The organism is Leifsonia sp. T36S-04 (assembly GCF_042465655.1).
GTDB lineage: Bacteria > Actinomycetota > Actinomycetes > Actinomycetales > Microbacteriaceae > Leifsonia.
This window is the reverse complement of the sequence record NZ_CP146286.1, coordinates 2,041,325-2,059,909: the sequence shown is the minus strand read 5'-3', so window position 1 is coordinate 2,059,909 and position 18,585 is coordinate 2,041,325. Positions and strand designations below refer to the sequence as shown.

General features: G+C 70.7%; 19 protein-coding genes. 10 read left to right on the top strand and 9 right to left on the bottom strand.

Features of this window, described 5'->3' with window-relative positions; all coding sequences use genetic code 11:
- Positions 1 to 13 precede the first annotated feature (13 nt).
- From P3F85_RS10005 to P3F85_RS09980, 6 genes are all read right to left on the bottom strand, one after another.
- Complete coding sequence (locus tag P3F85_RS10005) at positions 14 to 298, bottom strand: hypothetical protein (protein ID WP_374007154.1); 285 nt, start codon at positions 296 to 298, stop codon at positions 14 to 16.
- Positions 299 to 354: 56 nt separating this feature from the next.
- Positions 355 to 567, bottom strand: a complete 213-nt coding sequence (locus tag P3F85_RS10000) for a hypothetical protein (protein WP_374007152.1) — start codon at positions 565 to 567, stop codon at positions 355 to 357.
- A 79-nt stretch (positions 568 to 646) separates the two neighbouring features.
- Entirely contained in the window at positions 647 to 1,555 is a 909-nt protein-coding gene (locus P3F85_RS09995; protein ID WP_374007150.1) for an alpha/beta fold hydrolase, read from the bottom strand.
- 36 nt (positions 1,556 to 1,591) lie between these two features.
- A complete protein-coding gene (locus P3F85_RS09990; RefSeq protein ID WP_374007148.1) occupies positions 1,592 to 2,467 on the bottom strand; it encodes a fumarylacetoacetate hydrolase family protein in 876 nt (291 codons plus the stop codon).
- Positions 2,468 to 2,541: 74 nt separating this feature from the next.
- Positions 2,542 to 3,306, bottom strand: coding sequence for a glycosyltransferase family 2 protein (locus tag P3F85_RS09985; RefSeq protein WP_374007147.1), 765 nt, complete (start codon positions 3,304 to 3,306; stop codon positions 2,542 to 2,544).
- A 9-nt stretch (positions 3,307 to 3,315) separates the two neighbouring features.
- Positions 3,316 to 4,914, bottom strand: coding sequence for an AlkA N-terminal domain-containing protein (locus P3F85_RS09980; protein WP_374007145.1), 1,599 nt, complete (start codon positions 4,912 to 4,914; stop codon positions 3,316 to 3,318).
- 104 nt (positions 4,915 to 5,018) lie between these two features.
- On the opposite strand from P3F85_RS09980, the gene P3F85_RS09975 reads away from it, so the two are divergent.
- Both P3F85_RS09975 and P3F85_RS09970 read left to right on the top strand, forming a co-directional pair.
- Complete coding sequence (locus P3F85_RS09975; protein ID WP_374007144.1) at positions 5,019 to 6,416, top strand: FAD-binding oxidoreductase; 1,398 nt, start codon at positions 5,019 to 5,021, stop codon at positions 6,414 to 6,416.
- Between the two features lie 196 nt (positions 6,417 to 6,612).
- Positions 6,613 to 6,987, top strand: a complete 375-nt coding sequence (locus tag P3F85_RS09970) for an FKBP-type peptidyl-prolyl cis-trans isomerase (protein WP_374007142.1) — start codon at positions 6,613 to 6,615, stop codon at positions 6,985 to 6,987.
- 66 nt (positions 6,988 to 7,053) lie between these two features.
- On the opposite strand, the gene P3F85_RS09965 is transcribed toward P3F85_RS09970, so the two are convergent.
- A complete protein-coding gene (locus P3F85_RS09965) occupies positions 7,054 to 7,494 on the bottom strand; it encodes a carboxymuconolactone decarboxylase family protein (protein ID WP_374007140.1) in 441 nt (146 codons plus the stop codon).
- Positions 7,495 to 7,585: 91 nt separating this feature from the next.
- Here P3F85_RS09965 and P3F85_RS09960 point away from each other — a divergent pair, with 91 nt between their 5' ends.
- The 5 genes from P3F85_RS09960 to P3F85_RS09940 all read left to right on the top strand — a co-directional run bounded on the left by P3F85_RS09960 (position 7,586) and on the right by P3F85_RS09940 (position 12,913).
- A complete protein-coding gene (locus P3F85_RS09960; RefSeq protein ID WP_374007138.1) occupies positions 7,586 to 9,040 on the top strand; it encodes a PLP-dependent aminotransferase family protein in 1,455 nt (484 codons plus the stop codon).
- Positions 9,041 to 9,095: 55 nt separating this feature from the next.
- Positions 9,096 to 9,863: a VOC family protein gene (locus P3F85_RS09955; protein ID WP_374007136.1), complete on the top strand. Its 768-nt coding sequence runs from the start codon at positions 9,096 to 9,098 to the stop codon at positions 9,861 to 9,863.
- A gap of 134 nt (positions 9,864 to 9,997) precedes the next feature.
- Positions 9,998 to 10,267: a 30S ribosomal protein S15 gene (gene rpsO / locus P3F85_RS09950; protein WP_064111567.1), complete on the top strand. Its 270-nt coding sequence runs from the start codon at positions 9,998 to 10,000 to the stop codon at positions 10,265 to 10,267.
- A 166-nt stretch (positions 10,268 to 10,433) separates the two neighbouring features.
- On the top strand, positions 10,434 to 10,964 hold the full coding sequence (locus P3F85_RS09945; RefSeq protein WP_374007133.1) for a DUF1269 domain-containing protein: 531 nt from the start codon (positions 10,434 to 10,436) through the stop codon (positions 10,962 to 10,964).
- Between the two features lie 80 nt (positions 10,965 to 11,044).
- Entirely contained in the window at positions 11,045 to 12,913 is a 1,869-nt protein-coding gene (locus P3F85_RS09940) for a family 43 glycosylhydrolase (RefSeq protein WP_374007132.1), read from the top strand.
- Between the two features lie 22 nt (positions 12,914 to 12,935).
- Here the strand turns inward: P3F85_RS09940 and P3F85_RS09935 are convergent, their stop codons facing one another.
- The gene (locus P3F85_RS09935; RefSeq protein WP_374007131.1) at positions 12,936 to 14,141 is read right to left on the bottom strand and encodes a low temperature requirement protein A; all 1,206 of its coding nucleotides are present in this window, start codon (positions 14,139 to 14,141) and stop codon (positions 12,936 to 12,938) included.
- An 18-nt stretch (positions 14,142 to 14,159) separates the two neighbouring features.
- Here P3F85_RS09935 and P3F85_RS09930 point away from each other — a divergent pair, with 18 nt between their 5' ends.
- The 3 genes from P3F85_RS09930 (at position 14,160) to P3F85_RS09920 (ending at position 17,960) form a co-directional block, all read left to right on the top strand.
- Positions 14,160 to 14,573, top strand: coding sequence for a VanZ family protein (locus tag P3F85_RS09930; protein ID WP_374007130.1), 414 nt, complete (start codon positions 14,160 to 14,162; stop codon positions 14,571 to 14,573).
- Positions 14,574 to 14,591: 18 nt separating this feature from the next.
- Positions 14,592 to 15,350 (top strand): fructosamine kinase family protein, encoded by a 759-nt coding sequence (locus P3F85_RS09925; RefSeq protein ID WP_374010912.1) that lies wholly within the window; start codon positions 14,592 to 14,594, stop codon positions 15,348 to 15,350.
- A gap of 315 nt (positions 15,351 to 15,665) precedes the next feature.
- Positions 15,666 to 17,960, top strand: coding sequence for a polyribonucleotide nucleotidyltransferase (locus tag P3F85_RS09920; protein WP_374007129.1), 2,295 nt, complete (start codon positions 15,666 to 15,668; stop codon positions 17,958 to 17,960).
- Positions 17,961 to 18,101: 141 nt separating this feature from the next.
- Here the strand turns inward: P3F85_RS09920 and P3F85_RS09915 are convergent, their stop codons facing one another.
- Positions 18,102 to 18,566, bottom strand: coding sequence for an Lrp/AsnC family transcriptional regulator (locus P3F85_RS09915; protein ID WP_374007128.1), 465 nt, complete (start codon positions 18,564 to 18,566; stop codon positions 18,102 to 18,104).
- Positions 18,567 to 18,585 lie beyond the last annotated feature (19 nt).

Here is an 18,585-nt window from a genome sequence, read left to right as displayed (position 1 = left end):
CCTGCCCCGTTCCTCACTCGGGGAGGAGCGGCCCGATCCCGTCGCGGCCTTCCTCCGGCAGTTCGTCGGTGCTGCGCGGCACCGTCGCGACGTACATGTACACGGCTTCGGGCGGCTGGTCGCGGACGTGCGACAGGGCGAACACGTCGGCGACGGCGGCTCCGCCGAGCGAGCCGGGAACGCGGATCCGTGCCGGAGGTTCCGCGGACAGCGAGGGGACGGTCAGCACGCTCTCCGTGCCGTCGTCGGCGACGAGCACACAGCGGAGCATCGATGCCCCGGATCCATGCGTAGTCATACACGGCACTCTAGGCCCAGGTCGTCGGCGTGGTCGATCCCCCGAGGGAGGGCGGGCTACTGGAACGGGGCCCACTCGTGGAGGTCGTACTCGAGTTCGATCCCCGAGTAGAGCCGGACCCGCCAGCAGTGGTCGCCGCCTCCGACGTACTGACCGCGCGCCGTCTCGGGAGCCCAGTCGCCGTCGGCCGTCCGCTGCCAGCGGATCATGCCGACGTGCTCCCGCAGGCGTGGGGTGTGAGGGGGGTGGATCGCGTCGTCGTCAGACATCTCTCAGTCCTCACCTTCGTCGCTGCAGGCTCATGCTCAGTCAGCTGACTGACGACTGTCTACCCCCCAAAAGGGGGCCCTAGCGGCGCGACTCCGCCTCGCGGAAGAGCGCGACCATGTCGCGACCCAACTGGTGCGGCGCCGTCTCGCAGGGGCTGTGCCCGGTCCGGTACACGGCCAGCCGCCCGCGCAATGCCGCCGCATTGGCCGCGTGCAGATGGGTCGGCCAGAGGTCGTGGTCACCCGTCGCCACGAGGACGGGGATGCCGGTCGCGGCGACGCGGTTGCGGACATCCGGAACCCGCTTCATCAGGCCGACGATGTCGTCCACACTGGAGCGGCGCGTGAGAGCGAACCGGGAGCGGACGAACGCGAGCCGGCTGTCCGACACCCTGTTCTTGTTCGTCGTGATGCCCCAGATCATCAGCCCGGCACCCTGGTGCGCCGTCGTGAACCAGCTCAGCCAGCCGATCACGCGAACTCCGCGGAAGGCCTGCCCCGGCTCGGGCGGCGCTGTCAGCAGGGTGAGGGACCGGAACAGTTCGGGATGCGTCACGAGCGCCAGCTGCGACAGGATGCCTGCGAACGAGTAGCCGAGCACATGGGCCGGGCCGCCCTCGCGCAGGAACGCGACGACGTCGCCGGTGAGCAGGGGATATGTGTAGCGTTCGCCCGCCGGGGGTCCCGCGTCGGCGGATTCGTACTGCCCGGCCAGGTCGAAGCTCTGAACGTAGTAACCGGAGGCGACGAGGATGGGCGCCAGGAGATAGAAGTCCTCCTTGGAGCCGGTCACTCCCGGAATCAGGACGACCCGAGGGTCGCCCGGGTCTCCGAGGGAGGCGACCGCCAGCGCGCCGCTGGGGGCGTCGAACCGGGAGAACACCGTCCCGACCGGGGCGATCGACCAGTCGATGTCGGGCAGGGCGGCGTCGAGGCGCGCTGCCTCGTCGTCTCCGCCCGTCACGGGCCGCCGCTCTCCGATGGACACGAAGCTACGCTAGACCACCGGCGCGCCCCGTGGCGGTCACGTGACGCGGCAGTACGTCGTCAGGTAGCCGATTCCGCCGATCGATACGGTGACGGTCGAGCGGTCGCGGAGGAATACGGGCGGCGTTCGGGAGTAGCCCGCGCCGCCCGGACTTCCGGTCGAGATCAGGGTGCCCGGCGGGATGGTCGCCGAGCGGGACAGGAACTCGATGAGCTCGGGGACGGAGCGCACCATGTCGGCGGTCGAGGCATCCTGCAGGATGGCCCCGTCGACATTCGTGGTCAGCCACAGATCTTGCGGGTCGGGGATCTCGTCGGCCGTCACCACGACGGGGCCGGTCGGGGTGAACCCGTCGAACGACTTGCAGCGGGCCCACTGGGCCTCCGAGAACTGCAGGTCGCGCGCCGTGATGTCGTTCACGACCGTGTAGCCCCAGACGTAGTCGAGGGCGTCGCGCACCGGGACGTTGCGGGCCGGCTTGCCGATGATGACGCCGAGCTCCGCTTCGTAGTCGACCTGCGTGGACAGGTCGGCCGGCCACGTCGTCGTCCCGCCGTGGCCGGCGAGGGAGTTCGGCCAGAGATTGAAGACGGTCGCCGCCTTCTCGCTGCGCAGCTTCAGCTCGGAGGCGTGGGCGGCATAGTTCGCGCCGATGGCGATGACGTGCGGGGGCCGGAGCACCGCCGAGGCGTGGCGCAGTTCGTGGACGGGTGGGAGTTCGCGGCCGTCGGCCTCCGCAGCGGCGACAGTGGCCCGCACCTCGGCCAGTCCGTCGTCGCCGCGTTCGATGAGCTCCTGCAAGTCTCGCGGCGGCCGCTCCATCACTTCGTCGAGGAAGAGGGCGCCGTCTCCGATGACGGCGGCCAGGCGGGGCCCGGCATCTGCGGCGGTGCTGAGGTGCGAGAATCTCACCGATACAGGCTATCGGGGATGCGACGTCCGACCGAATGCGGCCACCGGGGCGGCGTGGCTGGGGCGACGGGGGCTCAGGCGACGGCGCCCGGCGCATCCTGTTCGTGGTCACGCGCCTGACGGCGTCGTGCGGTACGGCGGCGCCACGGCGACTGCTCCGGCAGGTGGGTGCTCAGGGTCCTGAACGCCCAGCGCAGTCGCCGGCTGAATCCGCTCCAGGTGGCGAAGGGACGCGCGGAGATCCCGACGGTGAGCCGGTCGTCGTAACGGACCACGGTGGCGAGGTCGAGGTGGAAGGAGAGGTCGAGATCGTCGTGGATGTCGGTCCGGTCGCGGTGGACGCGCGTGCGGGCGTCCCTCCAGACCTCGCGCCGCATGGCGAAGTTCGAGCCGAAGATCGGCGTGTTGCCGAGCCACAGCTCCATCGACCAGAAGTAGCCGCCGATGTAGAGCACCTGGCCGATCCCGGCGACGAGCGGGTTGCCGTCGTAGAAGATCCCTCGCCCGGTCAGGACACCGACCTCCGGCGCGTCCACCAGCTCGGCCTCGATGTGCAGCAGCCAGTCCACAGGGGGCCGGGAGTCTGCGTCCAGCCGGGCGATGATGTCGCCGGTGGCGGCGTCGTAGCCGGCCGCGGACGCGGGCCAGATCCCGCGCTGCGGCTGTTCGATCACGCGCGCGCCGGCAGCGCGGGCGACCTCGGCGGAGCCGTCGGTGCTGCCGTTGTCCACGACGACGATCTCATCCGCGGGTCGCAACTGCGCGGCGAGATCGTTCAGGCAGCGTGCGAGCATCTCCGAGTCGTCGAGAACGGGGATGACGACGGAGATGGTGGGCACGTGCTGATATTACGCGTGCGGTGGCGCTCCGACGCCCCACAACCGCATCCCCGCGTAACTCCGCCACGGCGCCCACCTCGCCCCGTACGCGGCAAGCGCCCGCGGTTCTGCGGGGAGCCCCAGGCGCGCCGCGCCCTGCCGGAGCGCCAGGTCGCCCGTGAGCAGGATGTCGGGGCTGCCCAGCACGCGGAGCGCGATGTACCCGGCCGTCCACGGGCCGATGCCGGGCAGCGCCAGGAGGCGCTGCTCCAGGTCCTCCCGGGCCTCTCCGACGTCGATGGTCAGGGTGCCGGCGGCGAGGGCCTCGGCCACCCCGATGATCGCGTCGATACGGCGGCCGGGTCCGCGGAGCACGCCGCGGCCTCCCTCGGCGATCGCCGCCGCTGTGGGGAAGAGACGAGTGAATGCCGCCGCTCCTGCGCCGTCCCGCCCGGTCTCGTCCGGTCTGCCATCGTCCCCTCGGCCGGGCACGGTCAGCGCGATCGGCTCGCCCAGCGCCTCCGTCAGCCGGGTGAGCGCCGTGCGTGCGCTTGCCACCGAGACCTGCTGGCCGATCAGCGCACGGAAGACGATCTCCTCCGCATCCACGGCCCCCGGAACGCGGAGGCCGGGGGTGGCGGCGACACTCGGGGCGAGAGCGGGGTCGGTCGCGAGGGCGGCGTCGATCGCCTCCGCGTCGGCATCCAGGTCGAGGAGACGGCGCACGCGGGCGACCAGGGGCGCGAGGTCGGCCACGTCGGCCAGCGCGGCGTCGCACTGCACCGCGGGCGCTTCGGCCGTCCCGGTCAGCGTCAGCCGCACGGCCGCCGGCCCGTGCGGGAGCCGGAGGGCACGGGCGTAACCGGTTCCGTCGCCGGCGCCGATCGCGGTCTCCACACCGTCGATCGCGCGGGCGGCGAGGAACGCGATCACCGCATCGCCCGCGAACGGCGCCCGCGCGGGCAGCCGCAGGCTGAGGGAGACGCCGCTCTGGCCGCGATGCACTGCAGCGGCGGGGGAGCGACGCGCCGCGGCACGGAGTGCGCCAGGGGTCAGCCGGTACACCTCGGCCATCGTCTCGTTGAACTGGCGGACGCTGCTGAAGCCGGCAGCGAACGCGACCTCGGTGATCGGGAGGTCCGTTCCGGTGAGCAGCAGCCGCGCCGTCTGAGCGCGATGCGCCCGAGCGAGCGCCAGCGGTCCGGCCCCGAGCTCGGCGGAGAGGACGCGGGTGAGGTGCCGCGGCGTGTAGCCGAGTCGCCGCGCCAGGCCGGGGACGCCCTCGCGCTCGACCGTGCCGTCGGCGATCAGGCGCATCGCGCGCGCGGCGAGGTCGTCGCGCACGTTCCACTCCGGTGAACCGGGGACGGCGTCCGGCAGGCAGCGCTTGCACGCCCTCAGTCCCGCCTCGTGGGCAGCGGCAGCGGTGAGATAGAACGAGACGTTGCCGGGCTTCGGGGTGACGGCCGGGCAGCTGGGCCGGCAGTAGATGCCGGTGGAGTGCACGCCGGTGATGAACTGGCCGTCGAACCGCGCATCCCGAGCGCTCATCGCCCGGTACCGCTCCGCGAAGACGGGGTCGGCGAGCGTGTCTTCGCGTGCCTGCGTGCTGGTGCCTCTGCCGGTCATGTCCTCAAGCCTGACACCATCCACCGACGCGGGATAGCGGAAATCGGACATGAGCGCGACGGACCGGGCGCCGTCGGGCGACCCGCGCTCGCTAGCCTGAGGGGATGGACGTTCTCGACTGGCTTGCGGCAGCACTCGGCGATGAGGCGCTCGCCGAGGGTGTGCTCACGACGGACGCCGCACTCCTCGATGCGGCGCGCACCGACCGCTCCGGCTGGGTCGCCCCCGGCGCCCCGCGGGCCATCGTGACCGCGCGCTCGGTGGAGCACGTGCAGGCGACCCTGCGGGCGGCGAGCGAGTTCCGCATCCCGGTGGTGCCGCGGGGAGCAGGCACCGGGCTCGCCGGCGGCGCCAACGGAACGGACGGCTCGATCGTCCTGGACGTCTCCGGCATGAACCGCATCCTCGAGATCTCTGTGGAGGACCAGCTCGCGACCGTCGAACCCGGCGTCATCAACAGCGACCTGAATACCGCGCTCGAACCGTACGGACTGTTCTTCGCCCCCGACCCGGCGAGCAGGGCGATCTCGACCGTGGGCGGCAACATCGCGACGAACGCCGGCGGTCTGCTCTGCGCCAAGTACGGCGTGACCCGGGAGGCGGTACTCGCGCTCACCGTCGTGCTGGCGGACGGGCGCATCGTCCGCACCGGCCACCGCACGGTGAAGGGAGTGACGGGCTACGACCTGACCGCCCTCTTCGTCGGGTCGGAGGGCACCCTCGGCGTCATCGTCGGGGCCACCGTCCGTCTCCAGCCCATCCCGCCCGGAGAGCCCGTCACGCTGGGCGCGCTGTTCTCCGACGTCCGCGCGGCCGCCCAGGCGTCGGCGCGCATCACCGCCGCCCGGCTGCGCCCGGCCGTGATGGAGCTGCTCGACGCCCCGGCGCTCGAGCGGATCTCCGCCTACCTCGGCGAGGAGCAGATCGCGGAGGCGTTCGGCGCGAGCAGGGGAGCGGCCTACCTGCTCGTCCAGTTCGACGGAGCGACGGCAGTGGTCGATGCGGGAGCTGCGGCCGACGTGCTGACCGAGACCGGCGGAACGGTCCGTGTCGCAGCGGACGCCGCCAAGGGCGAGCGGCTGCTGGCGCTGCGCCGCGCGTTCCATCCGGCTCTCGCCTCCAGCGGAGAGGTGCTCATCGAGGACGTCGCCGTGCCCCGGTCCCGCATGCCCGACATGTTCGCGGCGATCGAGCGCATCTCCGCCCGCTACGGCATCCCCATCCCCACCGTCGCGCATGCGGGCGACGGCAACCTCCACCCCAACTTCGTCTACACGGGAGACACGGTGCCCGAGGCGGTGTGGGATGCGGCTAACGACCTGTTCCGCACGGCGATCGAGCTGGGCGGCACGCTGACCGGCGAGCACGGCGTCGGAGTGCTGAAGCGCCGCTGGCTGGCGGACGAGGTCGGGCCCGACTCGTACGAGCTCCAGGTGAAGCTGAAGTCGGTGTTCGATCCGCTCGGCATCCTCAACCCCGGCAAGGTCTTCGGGGGCCGTTAACAGACTCGACCCCCGGTGGTGCGGCGCTGCCTGCAGCTCAACCGGGGGAACGAGTTCTGGCCTTAAGGATGCCCCCGCGGCGCGGCGAAAGCAACCCTTGATCTGCCCAGTCGCGGAATCGGCGCGCCGAGCGCCCCTCGTGCGCGGTGAGCGAACGGGCTTTGACGCGGCCCCGTTGCACCGGTTGGATGGACGCATGGCAGAGAACACCAACCAGAAGCCCGAAGTCGACGCCCCCGAGGGCCCGGCTCCCGAGACCCTCGAAATCGTCGATGTCGTCGTCGGCACCGGCCCGGAGGCGACCCCCGGCTCCAAGGTCGACGTGCACTACCTCGGCGTCGAGTACGAGACCGGCGAGGAGTTCGACTCGTCGTGGAGCCGCGGGCAGTCGATCAACTTCCCGCTCAACAACCTCATCAAGGGCTGGCAGGACGGCATCCCCGGCATGAAGGTCGGTGGGCGCCGCAAGCTCACCGTCCCGCCCGCGCTCGCCTACGGCCCGGCCGGCGGCGGACACCCGCTCTCGGGCAAGACCCTGATCTTCGTGATCGACCTGCTCGGCGTCAGCTGAGTCGATCCCGCACGAAGCGCTCCCCCGGTTGTGGCCGGGGGAGCGCTTCGTCGTTGCGGGCAGGGCTCATAGACTCGGGGGCTGCATCAGGGTCGGGATGGCGATCCGGTTCCAGACGTTGATCGTCGCGATGGCGAGCAGCAGGTTCGCCAGGCCCTCCTCGCCGAACTCCGCGAGCGCACGCGCGTACAGCTCATCGGGCACACCGGCCTCGTGGATGAGCGTGACCGCCTCGGTGAGCTCGAGCGCGGTCCGCTCGCGGTCGGTGAACCACGGGGATTCCCGCCAGGCGGCGACGGCGAACACCTTCCGGACCGGCACGCCGCGGCCCTGCAGGTCGACGGAGTGCATGTCGACGCAGTAGGTGCAGCCGTTGACCTGCGACGCGCGCAGTTTGATGAGGTCGCCGAGCGGCTCCTCCACGACACCGCCGACGTAGCCGTCGAGGTTGATGACCTTGCGGTAGCCGTCGGGGGCGACCGAGGGGACCTGGATTCGTTCTGTCATGCCTCCCACGCTACGAACAGGAATGGCGCACTGTAAGATCCATTTCAATCGATTCTGATCAGACCAATCGGAGTACAGCCTGGACCTGCATGTGGCCATCGGCGGTCGCGGTGACCGAGCCGACCGCATCTACCGCCAGCTGCGGGATGCGGTGCTCGACGGCCGCCTGCGCCGGGGCGAGCGGCTGCCCGCGACGCGCGAGCTGGCCGAGCGGCTGCAGGTCTCGCGAGCGACCGTCTCGACCGCGTACGAGCGGCTGACGGCGGAGGGGTACCTCGCCGCCCGCGTGGGGGCCGGCACGTTCGTCGCGTACACGGCACCTGCGGCCGGTCGGCTCCCGGCTCGCCGCGGCGATGCCGCGCAGCCCTCTCCCGCCTGGCGCGACCTGCACGACCCGCTGTGGACGGAGCCGCGCCCGGTCGCGTACGACTTCAGCATCGGCTCGCCGGACCCGTCCCTGTTCCCGTTGGAGACCTGGCGAACCTACGTCGCGGCCGAGCTCCGCGGTGGACTGGTCCGCTCGGCCGCCTACGGCGATCCGGCCGGGGTCGAGCGGCTGCGGGAGGGGATCGCCCGGCATCTCGGCGTCGCCCGCTCGGTCGAAGCCCGCCCGGACGACGTGCTGGTGACGAGTGGAGCGCAGCAGGCGTTCGACCTGCTGGCGCGTGTGCTGGTGCGTCCGGGTGACACGGTCGCGGTGGAGGATCCCGGCTATCCGCCCGTCCGCCAGCTGTTCGAGATGACCGGGGCGCGCGTCGTGCCGGTGCCGGTCGACGAATACGGACTGCGCGTCGACCTGCTGCCTCCGGCCCGGCTGGTCTACGTGACGCCGTCGCACCAGTTCCCGCTCGGCGGCGTGCTGCCCCTGGACCGTCGTGTCGCGTTGCTGGAGTGGGCCGCCCGCCACGACGCCGTGATCGTCGAGGACGACTACGACAGCGAGTTCCGCTTCGGGTCGCGTCCGCTCGACCCGCTCCAGCGGCTGGATGCGGACGGACGGGTGGTCTACGTGGGCACCTTCTCGAAGACCATGCTCCCGGCGCTCCGGCTCGGCTTCGTCGTCGCCCCGCCCACGCTGCTCGCAGCCCTGCGGCAGGCGAAGCGGCTCACCGACTGGCACAACGACCCGGTGACGCAGCGGGCAATGGCGCGGCTCCTCGACTCCGGGGGCTTCGCGCGCCACGTGCGCGCGGCGACGAGGGTCTACGAGGAGCGCCACAGGGTCCTGCTGCGGGCCGTCGGCGACCTGCTGCCCGAGCTGGAGGTGGTGCCTTCGGCTGCGGGCCTGCATCTCGCGCTGCTCGAACCGGGCGCGCAGGGATTCGAGGGGCGGCGCATCGCCGAGCGCGCGGCCGTCGCCGGGGTCGCGGTCCAGCCCGTCTCGCGATTCCGGCTGGGTCCCGGACCCGACGGCGTCCTGCTCGGCTTCGGCGGCATCCCGGCCGCGAACATCCCGGACGGACTGCGCACGCTCGCCGAAGCGATCGGCCGCGAGCGCGCCGGACGCCCCGCGACGATGGGCGACGGGGAGCTGCCCGGTAACTGACGCGCGTCTCCGTCACCTCTCGCCTGCCGCCTCCCGGGGCGAGTACGGTGTGGCCATGCCCATCGAAGACGCCTTCCCGCACGGAACCCCGATCTGGGTGGACCTGCAGAGTGCCGACCCGCGCGCCGCCGTCACCTACTACCGAGAGCTGTTCGGGTGGCAGGTGGGCGAGGCCCTCCGGGAGACGGGCGGCTTCGCTCTGGCCACCGCCCGCGGCGTCGCGGTGGCCGCGCTCGGACCGCTCCCGTCCGCCGATGCCCCGACGACGTGGACCGCCTACTTCGCCGTCGACGACCTGCAGGGGGCGGCCGACGCGGTCCGCAACGGCGGCGGTTCCGTCCTCCTGGAGCCGGGGGAACCGGTGCCGGGCATCCGTCTGGCGATCGTCGCCGATCCGGCAGGTGCCGTTTTCGGGCTCTGGCAGCGTCGTGAGCGCAACGAGCCGTGGCTGCGCGACGAGCCGGGCGCAGTCGACTGGCTGGAACTCGTCGCTGCGGAGCCGGAGTCGACCTTCGCGTTCTACGAGTCGGTTCTCGGGGTCGCCGTCAGCGAGATGAAAGTGGGCGAGGAGCCGTACGGGCTCTTCGATGTCGGCGACACGAGCGTCGCCGGGGCGTACACCTCCGACGGCTCCCGTCCGGCGACCTGGCTGGTGTACTTCAACGTCGCCGACCTCGACGCGGCGGTGGTGCGCGCGACGGAGCTCGGCGGCACCCTACGGACGGAGCCGCTCTCGGCGCCGGGCGTGGGCCGCTGGGCCGAGATCGTCGACCCGCAGGGGGCGGTGTTCGCGCTGCTCGAGCCGGAGCCGGAGCCGCTCTGACGGACCTCCCGCGCGGACGGTCGGGCCCGCGCACTCTGGTAGACTCGTGAAGTTGCCGTCGAACGGCCGCGGATCAAGAGAGCCCAGGCATACGGCCCCGGGCACCGCGCAACGAGTAGGAAGGGGATCCCTCTATGGCACTGGATGCAGACGTCAAGAAGGCGATCATCGAAGAGTACGCTACCCACCCCGGTGACACCGGATCCCCCGAGGTTCAGGTCGCGATCCTGACCAAGCGGATCAAGGACCTCACCGAGCACCTCAAGGAGCACAAGCACGACCACCACTCGCGTCGTGGCCTGCTTCTGCTGGTCGGTCAGCGTCGCCGTCTGCTGGGCTACCTGGCAGACATCGACATCAGCCGTTACCGCTCGCTCATCGAGCGTCTCGGCCTGCGTCGATAAAAGGCATGCGTCGATAGTCTTCGACGACACCGCGAACTTCTTGCAGCGGGCCGCCACCTCGGGTGGCGGCCCGTTTTGCTGTATTCCCCGCAGCACACCACGGGGGCCACTATGTCCGCGTGAGGTCCACCGACAGGGCGGATCCCGGAAGGAAGTGGGCGGCATCATGGCAGCGGACAAGAATCTCATCCTGGTCGTCGGGGCGTACTCCGACGCTGCGGCGGCATCCAGCGACTACGACGTGCTGAAGGCCGGCGAGAAGGACGGCGACTACTCGATCGACGGCGCCGTCGTCGTCAGCCGCGACGCGGACGGCACAGTGTCGGTCAGCGAGCACGACACCGGCAAGGTCGAGCGTGGCGTGGGCATCGGAGCGGGCGCCGGCATCGTCGTCGGCCTGTTCGCGCCCCCGCTGCTGCTCGCCACGGCGCTCGGCGCAGGAATCGGCGCCGGCATCGGGGCGCTTCAGAAGCGGCACGACGAGAAGAAGCTCGGTGTGGATGTGGACGAGTACCTGCCGCCGGGATCGTCCGCCGTGGTCGCGGTGGTGGACGACACCTGGGCAGACAAGGTGGAAGCGGCGCTCGTGAAGGCCGATAAGCGCATCGCGAAGGCGATCGACGAGGACGACTACAAGAAACTGCAGGCGGCCATCGAGAAATCCGAGGAGGAAGTCGACAAGGCCGCGAACTCGTAATCGAGCGCGTCAGGCCCTTGGCTTGGCGTTTACAGCGCTGTAGCGTGTGACGCACACCGACTCGAAGGAGAGCTACGGATATGCGTCACCTGCCCAGGACGATCCTCGCGGCCGTTACAGCGCTGGCGCTCGGCGCCGGAACCGTTGCATCCATCGCGCCCGCTGCGACCGCGGCACCACCGTCCGCTCCGGCGCCGCGCGCCACGTACACCAACCCGCTCCCGCTCGACCTGGGCGGTGGCAAGACCGCCGAGCAGTGCGCCGATCCGGACGTCATCCGCTCCCAGAACCCGTCCGACGCGGCCTGGTACCTGTACTGCACGCGCGACGTCATCGACTCGTCGCTGCGCAATCCGGACGGCTCCCTGGTCTTCTCGAGCGTCCCGAGCTATCGCTCCACCGACCTGGTCCACTGGTCGTTCGTGGGGGAGGCCCTCCCGACCCGGCCCGCCTGGATCGGCAACGGCGACATGTGGGCGCCGGACGTCGCCTATGTCGGCGGCCGTTACCTGCTGTACTACACGGCCACCAACACCGTCACCCCCGGCGGTGGGTCCGCGATCGGAGTCGCGACGAGCAGCAGCCCGGCCGGCCCGTGGGTCGACTCCGGAAGTCCCGTGGTGGAGCCGATGCCGACCCCCGGAAGCACCGACCCGAACGACCGTCGCTGGGTCTACGACCCTGAGCTTCTCACGGTCGGCGGCGAGAACTACCTGTACTTCGGGAGCTACTACGGCGGACTGTCCGTGCGTCGTCTGAGCGCGGACGGCCTCCACTCCGAGCCGGCGAGCCAGGTGCAGGTCGCCATCCCGAACCGCTACGAGGGAACCCACGTCATCGAGCACGACGGCTGGTTCTACCTGCTCGGTTCGGCCACGAACTGCTGCAACGGGCCGCTGACCGGCTACGGCGTCTTCGCCGGCCGCTCGGCGTCTCCGACCGGTCCGTTCCTCGACCGCACTGGTGCCTCTCTGCTCGACTCGCGCGTCGGCGGCACGCCGGTGCTGCACCAGAACGGGAACCGTTGGGTCGGCCCCGGCCACGTCACCAGTGCGGTGGATGCGGCGGGGCAGGAGTGGATGCTCTACCACGCGGTCGACCGCACCGATCCGTACGTCGCGGGCGGGGGCACGTACACCAAGCGGCCGGTGCTGATGGATCCGCTGGACTGGAAGGACGGCTGGCCGGTGGTCCGCGGCGGCGCCGGTCCGTCCGACAGCCCGCAGCCCGCCCCGACAGTGGTCACGGGGCAGCATCCCGCATACGTGCCGTCGTTCGTCGGACCGCTGCCGCGCGGGCCGAAGCTGCCCGGCTACTCGGACGAGTTCGGCGGCCACCGCATGGATTCCGCCTGGACGTGGCTGCGGGATCCGGGAGCCGCGACCCGCTCCGTCTCGCGCGGCGTGCTGAGCTGGCAGATGCAGTCGGCCGACCTGGGTCCCGACGCGGGGGCCGCGGGTCTGCCCCTGCACGCATTGCCCGCCGGCGACTACACCGTCGAGACGCGTGTCTCGACGACGGTGCCGCGGGACGGCTGCTGCCAGAACTATGCGCAGGGCGGCCTGGTCATCTACCAGGACGACGCGAACTTCGTGAAGCTGGCCGTCACATCCATCTGGGAGACGCGGCAGACGGAGTTCGGCAAACGCGAGACCCCCGAAGGTCCGGGATACCCCGCGTACGGCAACTCGGTCGGCGGTCCTGTCGGCGAGTGGACGGTGCTGCGTCTGACGAGGACGCATTCGGCGACCGAGAACCTGTACACCGCCTCGACCAGCCGAGACGACGGTGCCACCTGGGATACGGCGGGCACGTGGACCACGCCGCTGTCGGCGACCCCGCCGCGGCTCGGGCTCGTCTCGATGGCCGCGAGCGGCTTCACCACGCTGTTCGACTACGTGCGGGTCTATGCCGCGCCGCGCGGCCACGGCTCGGGCGGCGGCTCCTGACCAGCGCCGGGCGCGGTGAGTCTCACGGCAAGGGGTGGGCGGACCTCTCCTCGGTGGCCCGTGCGACCACGGCCCGGTCGAGGAGGGTGGCCGCGACGAGCGCGGAGGCGACCGCGGCGATTCCGATCGTCACGCCGACCAGTCCGATGACCGGCGAAGCCAGGGGGAGCAGCAGAACCAGGGCGATCGCGATCCCCGTCTTCAGCGGCCGGATGATCACCTCCGGAACCAGCGGGGCGTGCAGCACGTAGAGCATCACCAGGAACACGGCCACCGGGACCGCGATGGCGTACTCTGCCGCCGCCTCGTTGCCGTCGGTGTGCGCAGCGCCCGCCTGCACAGCGACCTCCAGCCCCGCACCGAGAGCCGCGAGGGAGGCGAACACGAAATAGTGGCCGTAGCCCCAGTAGAAGGAGCGGCCGCGCTTGGTGCTCAGCCCTTCCGCCGCGGGCTCCAGGAAGTACAGCCACCAGAGCGCGAACAACAGCACGAGTCCCGCGGACGCGATCCAGACGAGAGCCGCCGAGAAGCCGCTCTGCGCCAGGGCACGCTGAACCCCGGCTGCCGACGCCGAGACGGATTCGCCGAGCACGATGATCGTGAACAGCCCGTACCGCTCCGCGATGTGGTGGGGATGCCACGACGTCATGCCGGTGCGCTCGGCCCAGACCGGCACGGCCAGTTCGAGCACCGCCCCGATCCCGAAGAGCCAGACGGCGGTGTGCGGCGGGAGGAAGCCCCACGCCACCCAGAGCACCTGCACCGCCGCGATCCCGCCCGCATAGCGGAAGGCTGTGCGGCGCCCGGCGGGATGCTCAACGCCCGCGCGGATCCACTGGCCGATCAGCGCCACCCGCATGATCAGGTAGCCGACGATGATGGCGGTGAAGTTCTCCTCGCCGAAGGCGGCCGGAACTCCGGCGGCGAGCACCAGCACCCCGCCCATCTGAACCAGGGTCATCACCCGGTAGGGCACGTCGTCCGTGTCGTAGGCCGACGCGAACCACGTGAAATTCATCCACGCCCACCAGATGGCGAAGAACACCATGAAGTAGAACGGCAGCCGTTCCAGCACGTGGCCCTCTTCGCCGGCGCGCGCCAGCTGGCCGGCCACCTGCGCGATCGCGACCACGAAGGTCAGGTCGAAGAGCAGCTCCAGCGGGCTGGAGACGCGATGCCGTTCATCGGTGGAGCGTCCGGTCATCGGGATGCGGAACGCACTGGTCATGTGCGCCAGCATAGGAGGATGCGCCGACGTGCCGTGCTGGCCATCCTGATCCCGGTCTATCTGGCCGCGGTCGGGTGGATCACGCTGAACCCCGCGCCCGGCGATCCTGCCGGGAACCCGCTGCTGCGGCAGGTGCTGCGCACTCTGTCGGCGTTGCCCGGCCTGGGCTGGGTGGACTACGACGTCGCGGAGTTCTCCGCGAACGTCCTGCTGTTCGTGCCGATGGGTGTGCTGTTCACGCTGCTGCTGGGGGTCTGGCGGTGGTGGCTGGCCGTCGCGTTCGGTGTGGCGGCGACGCTCGTCATCGAGTTCGTGCAGCTGTTCCTCCCCGAGCGGGTGAGCGATCCGCGCGATCTGCTCGCGAACACCGTCGGCACTGTGCTGGGGGTCGCGATCGTCGCCCTGACGGCCCGCGGGACGCGAGCGACGTAGGGTGGCGGCGTGGAGACGGTGGTGAAGGAGCGGGCGGACGCGCCCGCGCGGTTCTTCGAGGCGGAGGCTGCGGGACTGCGCTGGCTCGGCGACGCGGAAGCGGCAGGGGGAGCGCGCGTGGTGCGCGTCGCCTCGGTGAGCCCGGGCCGGATCGAGCTCGAACGAATCCGTGAGGGCCGGCCGACGGCGGAGGCCGCCCGCGCGTTCGGTGCGGCGCTCGCCGAGACGCACGCGGCCGGTGCCGCGGCGTTCGGTGCGCCGCCGGACGGCTGGGACGGGCCGCTGTTCATCGGGAAGCGTCCGCTGCCCGCGGCGCACGAGACGAGCTGGGGACGCTTCTACGCGCGGGATCGCATCCTCCCGTACCTCGGCGTCGCGGTGCAGGCGGGCACGGTGACGGGCGCGCAGGTCGCGGTGATCCGGGAGGCCGTTGAGCGGGTCGCATCGGGAGCGTTCGACGACGACGAGCCGCCCGCCCGCATCCACGGCGACCTATGGAACGGCAACCTGCTGTGGGATGCGCGGGGCGCTGTGCTGATCGACCCCGCCGCACACGGCGGCCATCGCGAGACGGATCTCGCGATGCTCGCGCTCTTCGGCGCGCCGTACCTGGACGAGATCGTCGCCGGCTACGACGCCGCGCGGCCGCTGCGCGCGGGGTGGCGGGACCGCATCCCGCTGCACCAGCTGCATCCACTCGCCGTGCACGCCGCCGGGCACGGACCGTCCTACGGCCATGCGCTGGCCGACGCCGCCCGGGCGACGCTGGCGCTCTGAGCGCAGGCGTGCCGCCCCGATCCCTCCCCGGGACGGCTGCGACTGGTAGGATGTTCGGTGGTCGGCCTTGTGCCGGCCGACGGAGCAGGCTGGCAGGAGCTGGTCCTCGGTGGTGGTATCCGGATGCACCCGCACGACGGCGGCGAGCAACCGTGTATTTCTACTGATGGCCAGACGGGCTCAGCCCACGCACCCGCATGGGATGCCGCGTACACGAAACACGTGTCGAACTGCCTGTTCCTGCTCCTTGCACAGTCGTGCATGCATAGTCGCGTCCACACGGGACCGCGACGTTAAACAAAGGAGAAAGACCTCTTGGAAGGTCCTGAAATCAAGTTCGCCGAAGCCGTGCTCGACAACGGCCGCTTCGGCACCCGCACCGTCCGGTTCGAGACCGGACGCCTCGCCCAGCAGGCGCAGGGCGCCGTCGCCGCCTACCTCGACGAGGAGACCATGCTGCTGAGCGCGACCAGCGCCAGCAAGCACCCGAAGGACAACTTCGACTTCTTCCCGCTCACGGTCGACGTCGAAGAGCGTGCATACGCCGCCGGCAAGATCCCCGGCTCGTTCTTCCGCCGTGAGGGCCGCCCCTCCACCGAGGCGATCCTCGTCTGCCGCCTGATCGACCGGCCGCTGCGCCCGTCGTTCGTCGACGGCCTCCGCAACGAGGTCCAGATCGTCATCACCGTCCTTAGCATCGCTCCGGACGAGTTCTACGACGCACTCGCCATCAACGCGGCGAGCCTGTCCACGCAGATCTCCGGTCTGCCGTTCTCCGGCCCGATCGCCGGTGTGCGCCTCGCGCTCATCCCCGGCAACGGCGCGCACGAGGACCAGTGGATCGCGTTCCCGAAGGCCGAGCAGCTCAAGGAGGCCGTGTTCGACCTCATCGTCGCCGGTCGCGTCCTCACCAACGAGGACGGCTCGGAGGGCGACGTCGCGATCATGATGGTCGAGGCCGAAGCCACCGAGAACAGCTGGAACCTGATCCAGGCCGGCGCGGTCAAGCCGAACGAGGAGATCGTCGCGCAGGGTCTCGAGGCGGCCAAGCCGTTCATCCGTCAGCTCGTCGGTGCGCAGAACGTCATCGCCGAGCAGGCCGCCAAGGCCATCGCCGACTACCCGGTGTTCCTGCCCTACTCGAAGAGCACCTACGACAACGTCGCAGGCCTCGCCTACGACGACCTGGTGAACGTGTACCAGATCGCCGACAAGATCGAGCGTCAGAACGCCGACGACGCCCTCAAGGAGCGCGTCAAGGTCGCCCTCACCGAGAAGGTGGAGGCGGGTGTCCTCGACCCCGAGGTCCTCACCCAGTTCTCCGCGGCGTACAAGTCGGTGTCGAAGGTCGTCATGCGCGGCCGCGTCCTCCGCGAGGGCATCCGCATCGACGGCCGTGGCCTGACCGACATCCGTCCGCTCGACGCCGAGGTGCAGGTCATCCCGCGCGTCCACGGTTCGGCGATCTTCCAGCGCGGCGAGACCCAGATCCTGGGCGTCACCACGCTGAACATGCTCAAGATGGAGCAGCAGATCGACTCGCTCTCGCCGGTCACCAAGAAGCGCTACCTGCACCACTACAACTTCCCGCCCTACTCGACCGGTGAGACCGGCCGCGTGGGTTCGCCGAAGCGTCGCGAGATCGGGCACGGCTTCCTCGCCGAGCGCGCCCTCGTGCCGGTGCTGCCGAGCCGCGAGGAGTTCCCCTACGCGATCCGTCAGGTGTCCGAGGCCCTCGGGTCCAACGGCTCCACCTCGATGGGTTCCGTCTGCGCCTCCACCCTGTCGCTGCTGAACGCCGGTGTGCCGCTGCGCGCCCCGGTCGCCGGTATCGCCATGGGCCTGATCTCCGACGTCGTCGACGGTGAGACCCGTTACGCAGCGCTCACCGACATCCTGGGCGCCGAGGACGCGCTGGGCGACATGGACTTCAAGGTCGCCGGAACCAGCGAGTTCGTCACCGCGATCCAGCTCGACACGAAGCTCGACGGCATCCCGTCGTCGGTCCTCGCGGGTGCGCTGAAGCAGGCGAAGGATGCTCGTACGACCATCCTGAGCGTGCTCAACGCCGCCATCGACCGTCCGGACGAGATGGCCCCGACCGCGCCCCGCGTGATCTCGGTCCAGATCCCGGTCGACAAGATCGGCGAGCTGATCGGCCCGAAGGGCAAGACGATCAACGCGATCCAGGACGAGACCGGCGCCGACATCTCTATCGAGGAGGACGGCACCGTCTACATCGGCGCCACCGACGGCCCCTCGGCCGAGGCGGCCCGTGCCCAGGTGAACGCGATCGCGAACCCCACCAACCCGGAGGTCGGCGAGCAGTTCCTCGGAACCGTCGTCAAGATCGCCGCGTTCGGTGCGTTCGTCTCGCTGCTCCCGGGCAAGGACGGTCTGCTGCACATCTCCGAGGTCCGCAAGCTCGCCGGTGGCAAGCGTGTGGAGAACGTGGAGGATGTGCTCGGTGTCGGCCAGAAGATCCTGGTCGAGATCACCAAGATCGACGACCGCGGAAAGCTGTCGCTCGCTCCGGTGATCGCCGACGAGGCCGCCGCCTCCGAGGCGCCCGCCTCTGAGGAGCCCGCCGAGGCCCCCGCAGAGGCCTGACCTCTCGCCCCACCCGAAGGCCGCGTCGACCCCGTCGACGCGGCCTTCGTCGTCCCCCTCCCCACGATCGCTTCCTCAGTTAATCCGGTTCGCTGCGGCGTGTCGGCGGATTAAGTGAGGAAGCGATCGTGGGGAGGGGGTTCAGGCGTCGCGGGTGAGGAGGGGGCGGAGGCGGTAGGGGATGAGTTCGCCCATGTCCAGGGAGGTCTCGGCGCGGTCGACGCCGTCGGTGGACTGGATGATGCCGGTGATCCGGAAGAGGTCCTCGGCGTCGGTGCAGACCACCCGCAAGAGCAGGTCGGAGGGGCCCGAGAGCCCATGGGCCTGCACGATCTCGGGGATGGCGGCGAGGCTCTCCACGACGGCTGCGAGCCGCTGCTGACGCACATGGACGTTGACGAAGGCCGCGAGCGGGTACCCGGCGGCGCGGGCCGAGATCCGCCGCTCGAACGACAGGAACGCTCCGCTGCGCTCCAGCTCGGCCACCCGCGACTGCACCGTGTTGCGGCTCAGACCGAGGCGGTCGGCGAGGGAGACGTTGGTCGATCGGGGGTCGTCCGCGAGCGCCAGCAGGATGCGGCGGTCGGTATTGTCAAAGCTGCGCATAATGCGAAAGTTAGCAGAC

Coding starts and splice junctions, on each gene's coding strand:
- P3F85_RS10005 (WP_374007154.1), bottom strand. CDS start 298: ATGACTACGCATGGATCCGGGGCATCGATGCTCCGCTGTGTGCTCGTC.
- P3F85_RS10000 (WP_374007152.1), bottom strand. CDS start 567: ATGTCTGACGACGACGCGATCCACCCCCCTCACACCCCACGCCTGCGG.
- P3F85_RS09980 (WP_374007145.1), bottom strand. CDS start 4,914: ATGACCGGCAGAGGCACCAGCACGCAGGCACGCGAAGACACGCTCGCC.
- P3F85_RS09975 (WP_374007144.1), top strand. CDS start 5,019: ATGGACGTTCTCGACTGGCTTGCGGCAGCACTCGGCGATGAGGCGCTC.
- P3F85_RS09970 (WP_374007142.1), top strand. CDS start 6,613: ATGGCAGAGAACACCAACCAGAAGCCCGAAGTCGACGCCCCCGAGGGC.
- P3F85_RS09965 (WP_374007140.1), bottom strand. CDS start 7,494: ATGACAGAACGAATCCAGGTCCCCTCGGTCGCCCCCGACGGCTACCGC.
- P3F85_RS09955 (WP_374007136.1), top strand. CDS start 9,096: ATGCCCATCGAAGACGCCTTCCCGCACGGAACCCCGATCTGGGTGGAC.
- rpsO (WP_064111567.1), top strand. CDS start 9,998: ATGGCACTGGATGCAGACGTCAAGAAGGCGATCATCGAAGAGTACGCT.
- P3F85_RS09945 (WP_374007133.1), top strand. CDS start 10,434: ATGGCAGCGGACAAGAATCTCATCCTGGTCGTCGGGGCGTACTCCGAC.
- P3F85_RS09940 (WP_374007132.1), top strand. CDS start 11,045: ATGCGTCACCTGCCCAGGACGATCCTCGCGGCCGTTACAGCGCTGGCG.
- P3F85_RS09935 (WP_374007131.1), bottom strand. CDS start 14,141: ATGACCAGTGCGTTCCGCATCCCGATGACCGGACGCTCCACCGATGAA.
- P3F85_RS09930 (WP_374007130.1), top strand. CDS start 14,160: ATGCGCCGACGTGCCGTGCTGGCCATCCTGATCCCGGTCTATCTGGCC.
- P3F85_RS09915 (WP_374007128.1), bottom strand. CDS start 18,566: ATGCGCAGCTTTGACAATACCGACCGCCGCATCCTGCTGGCGCTCGCG.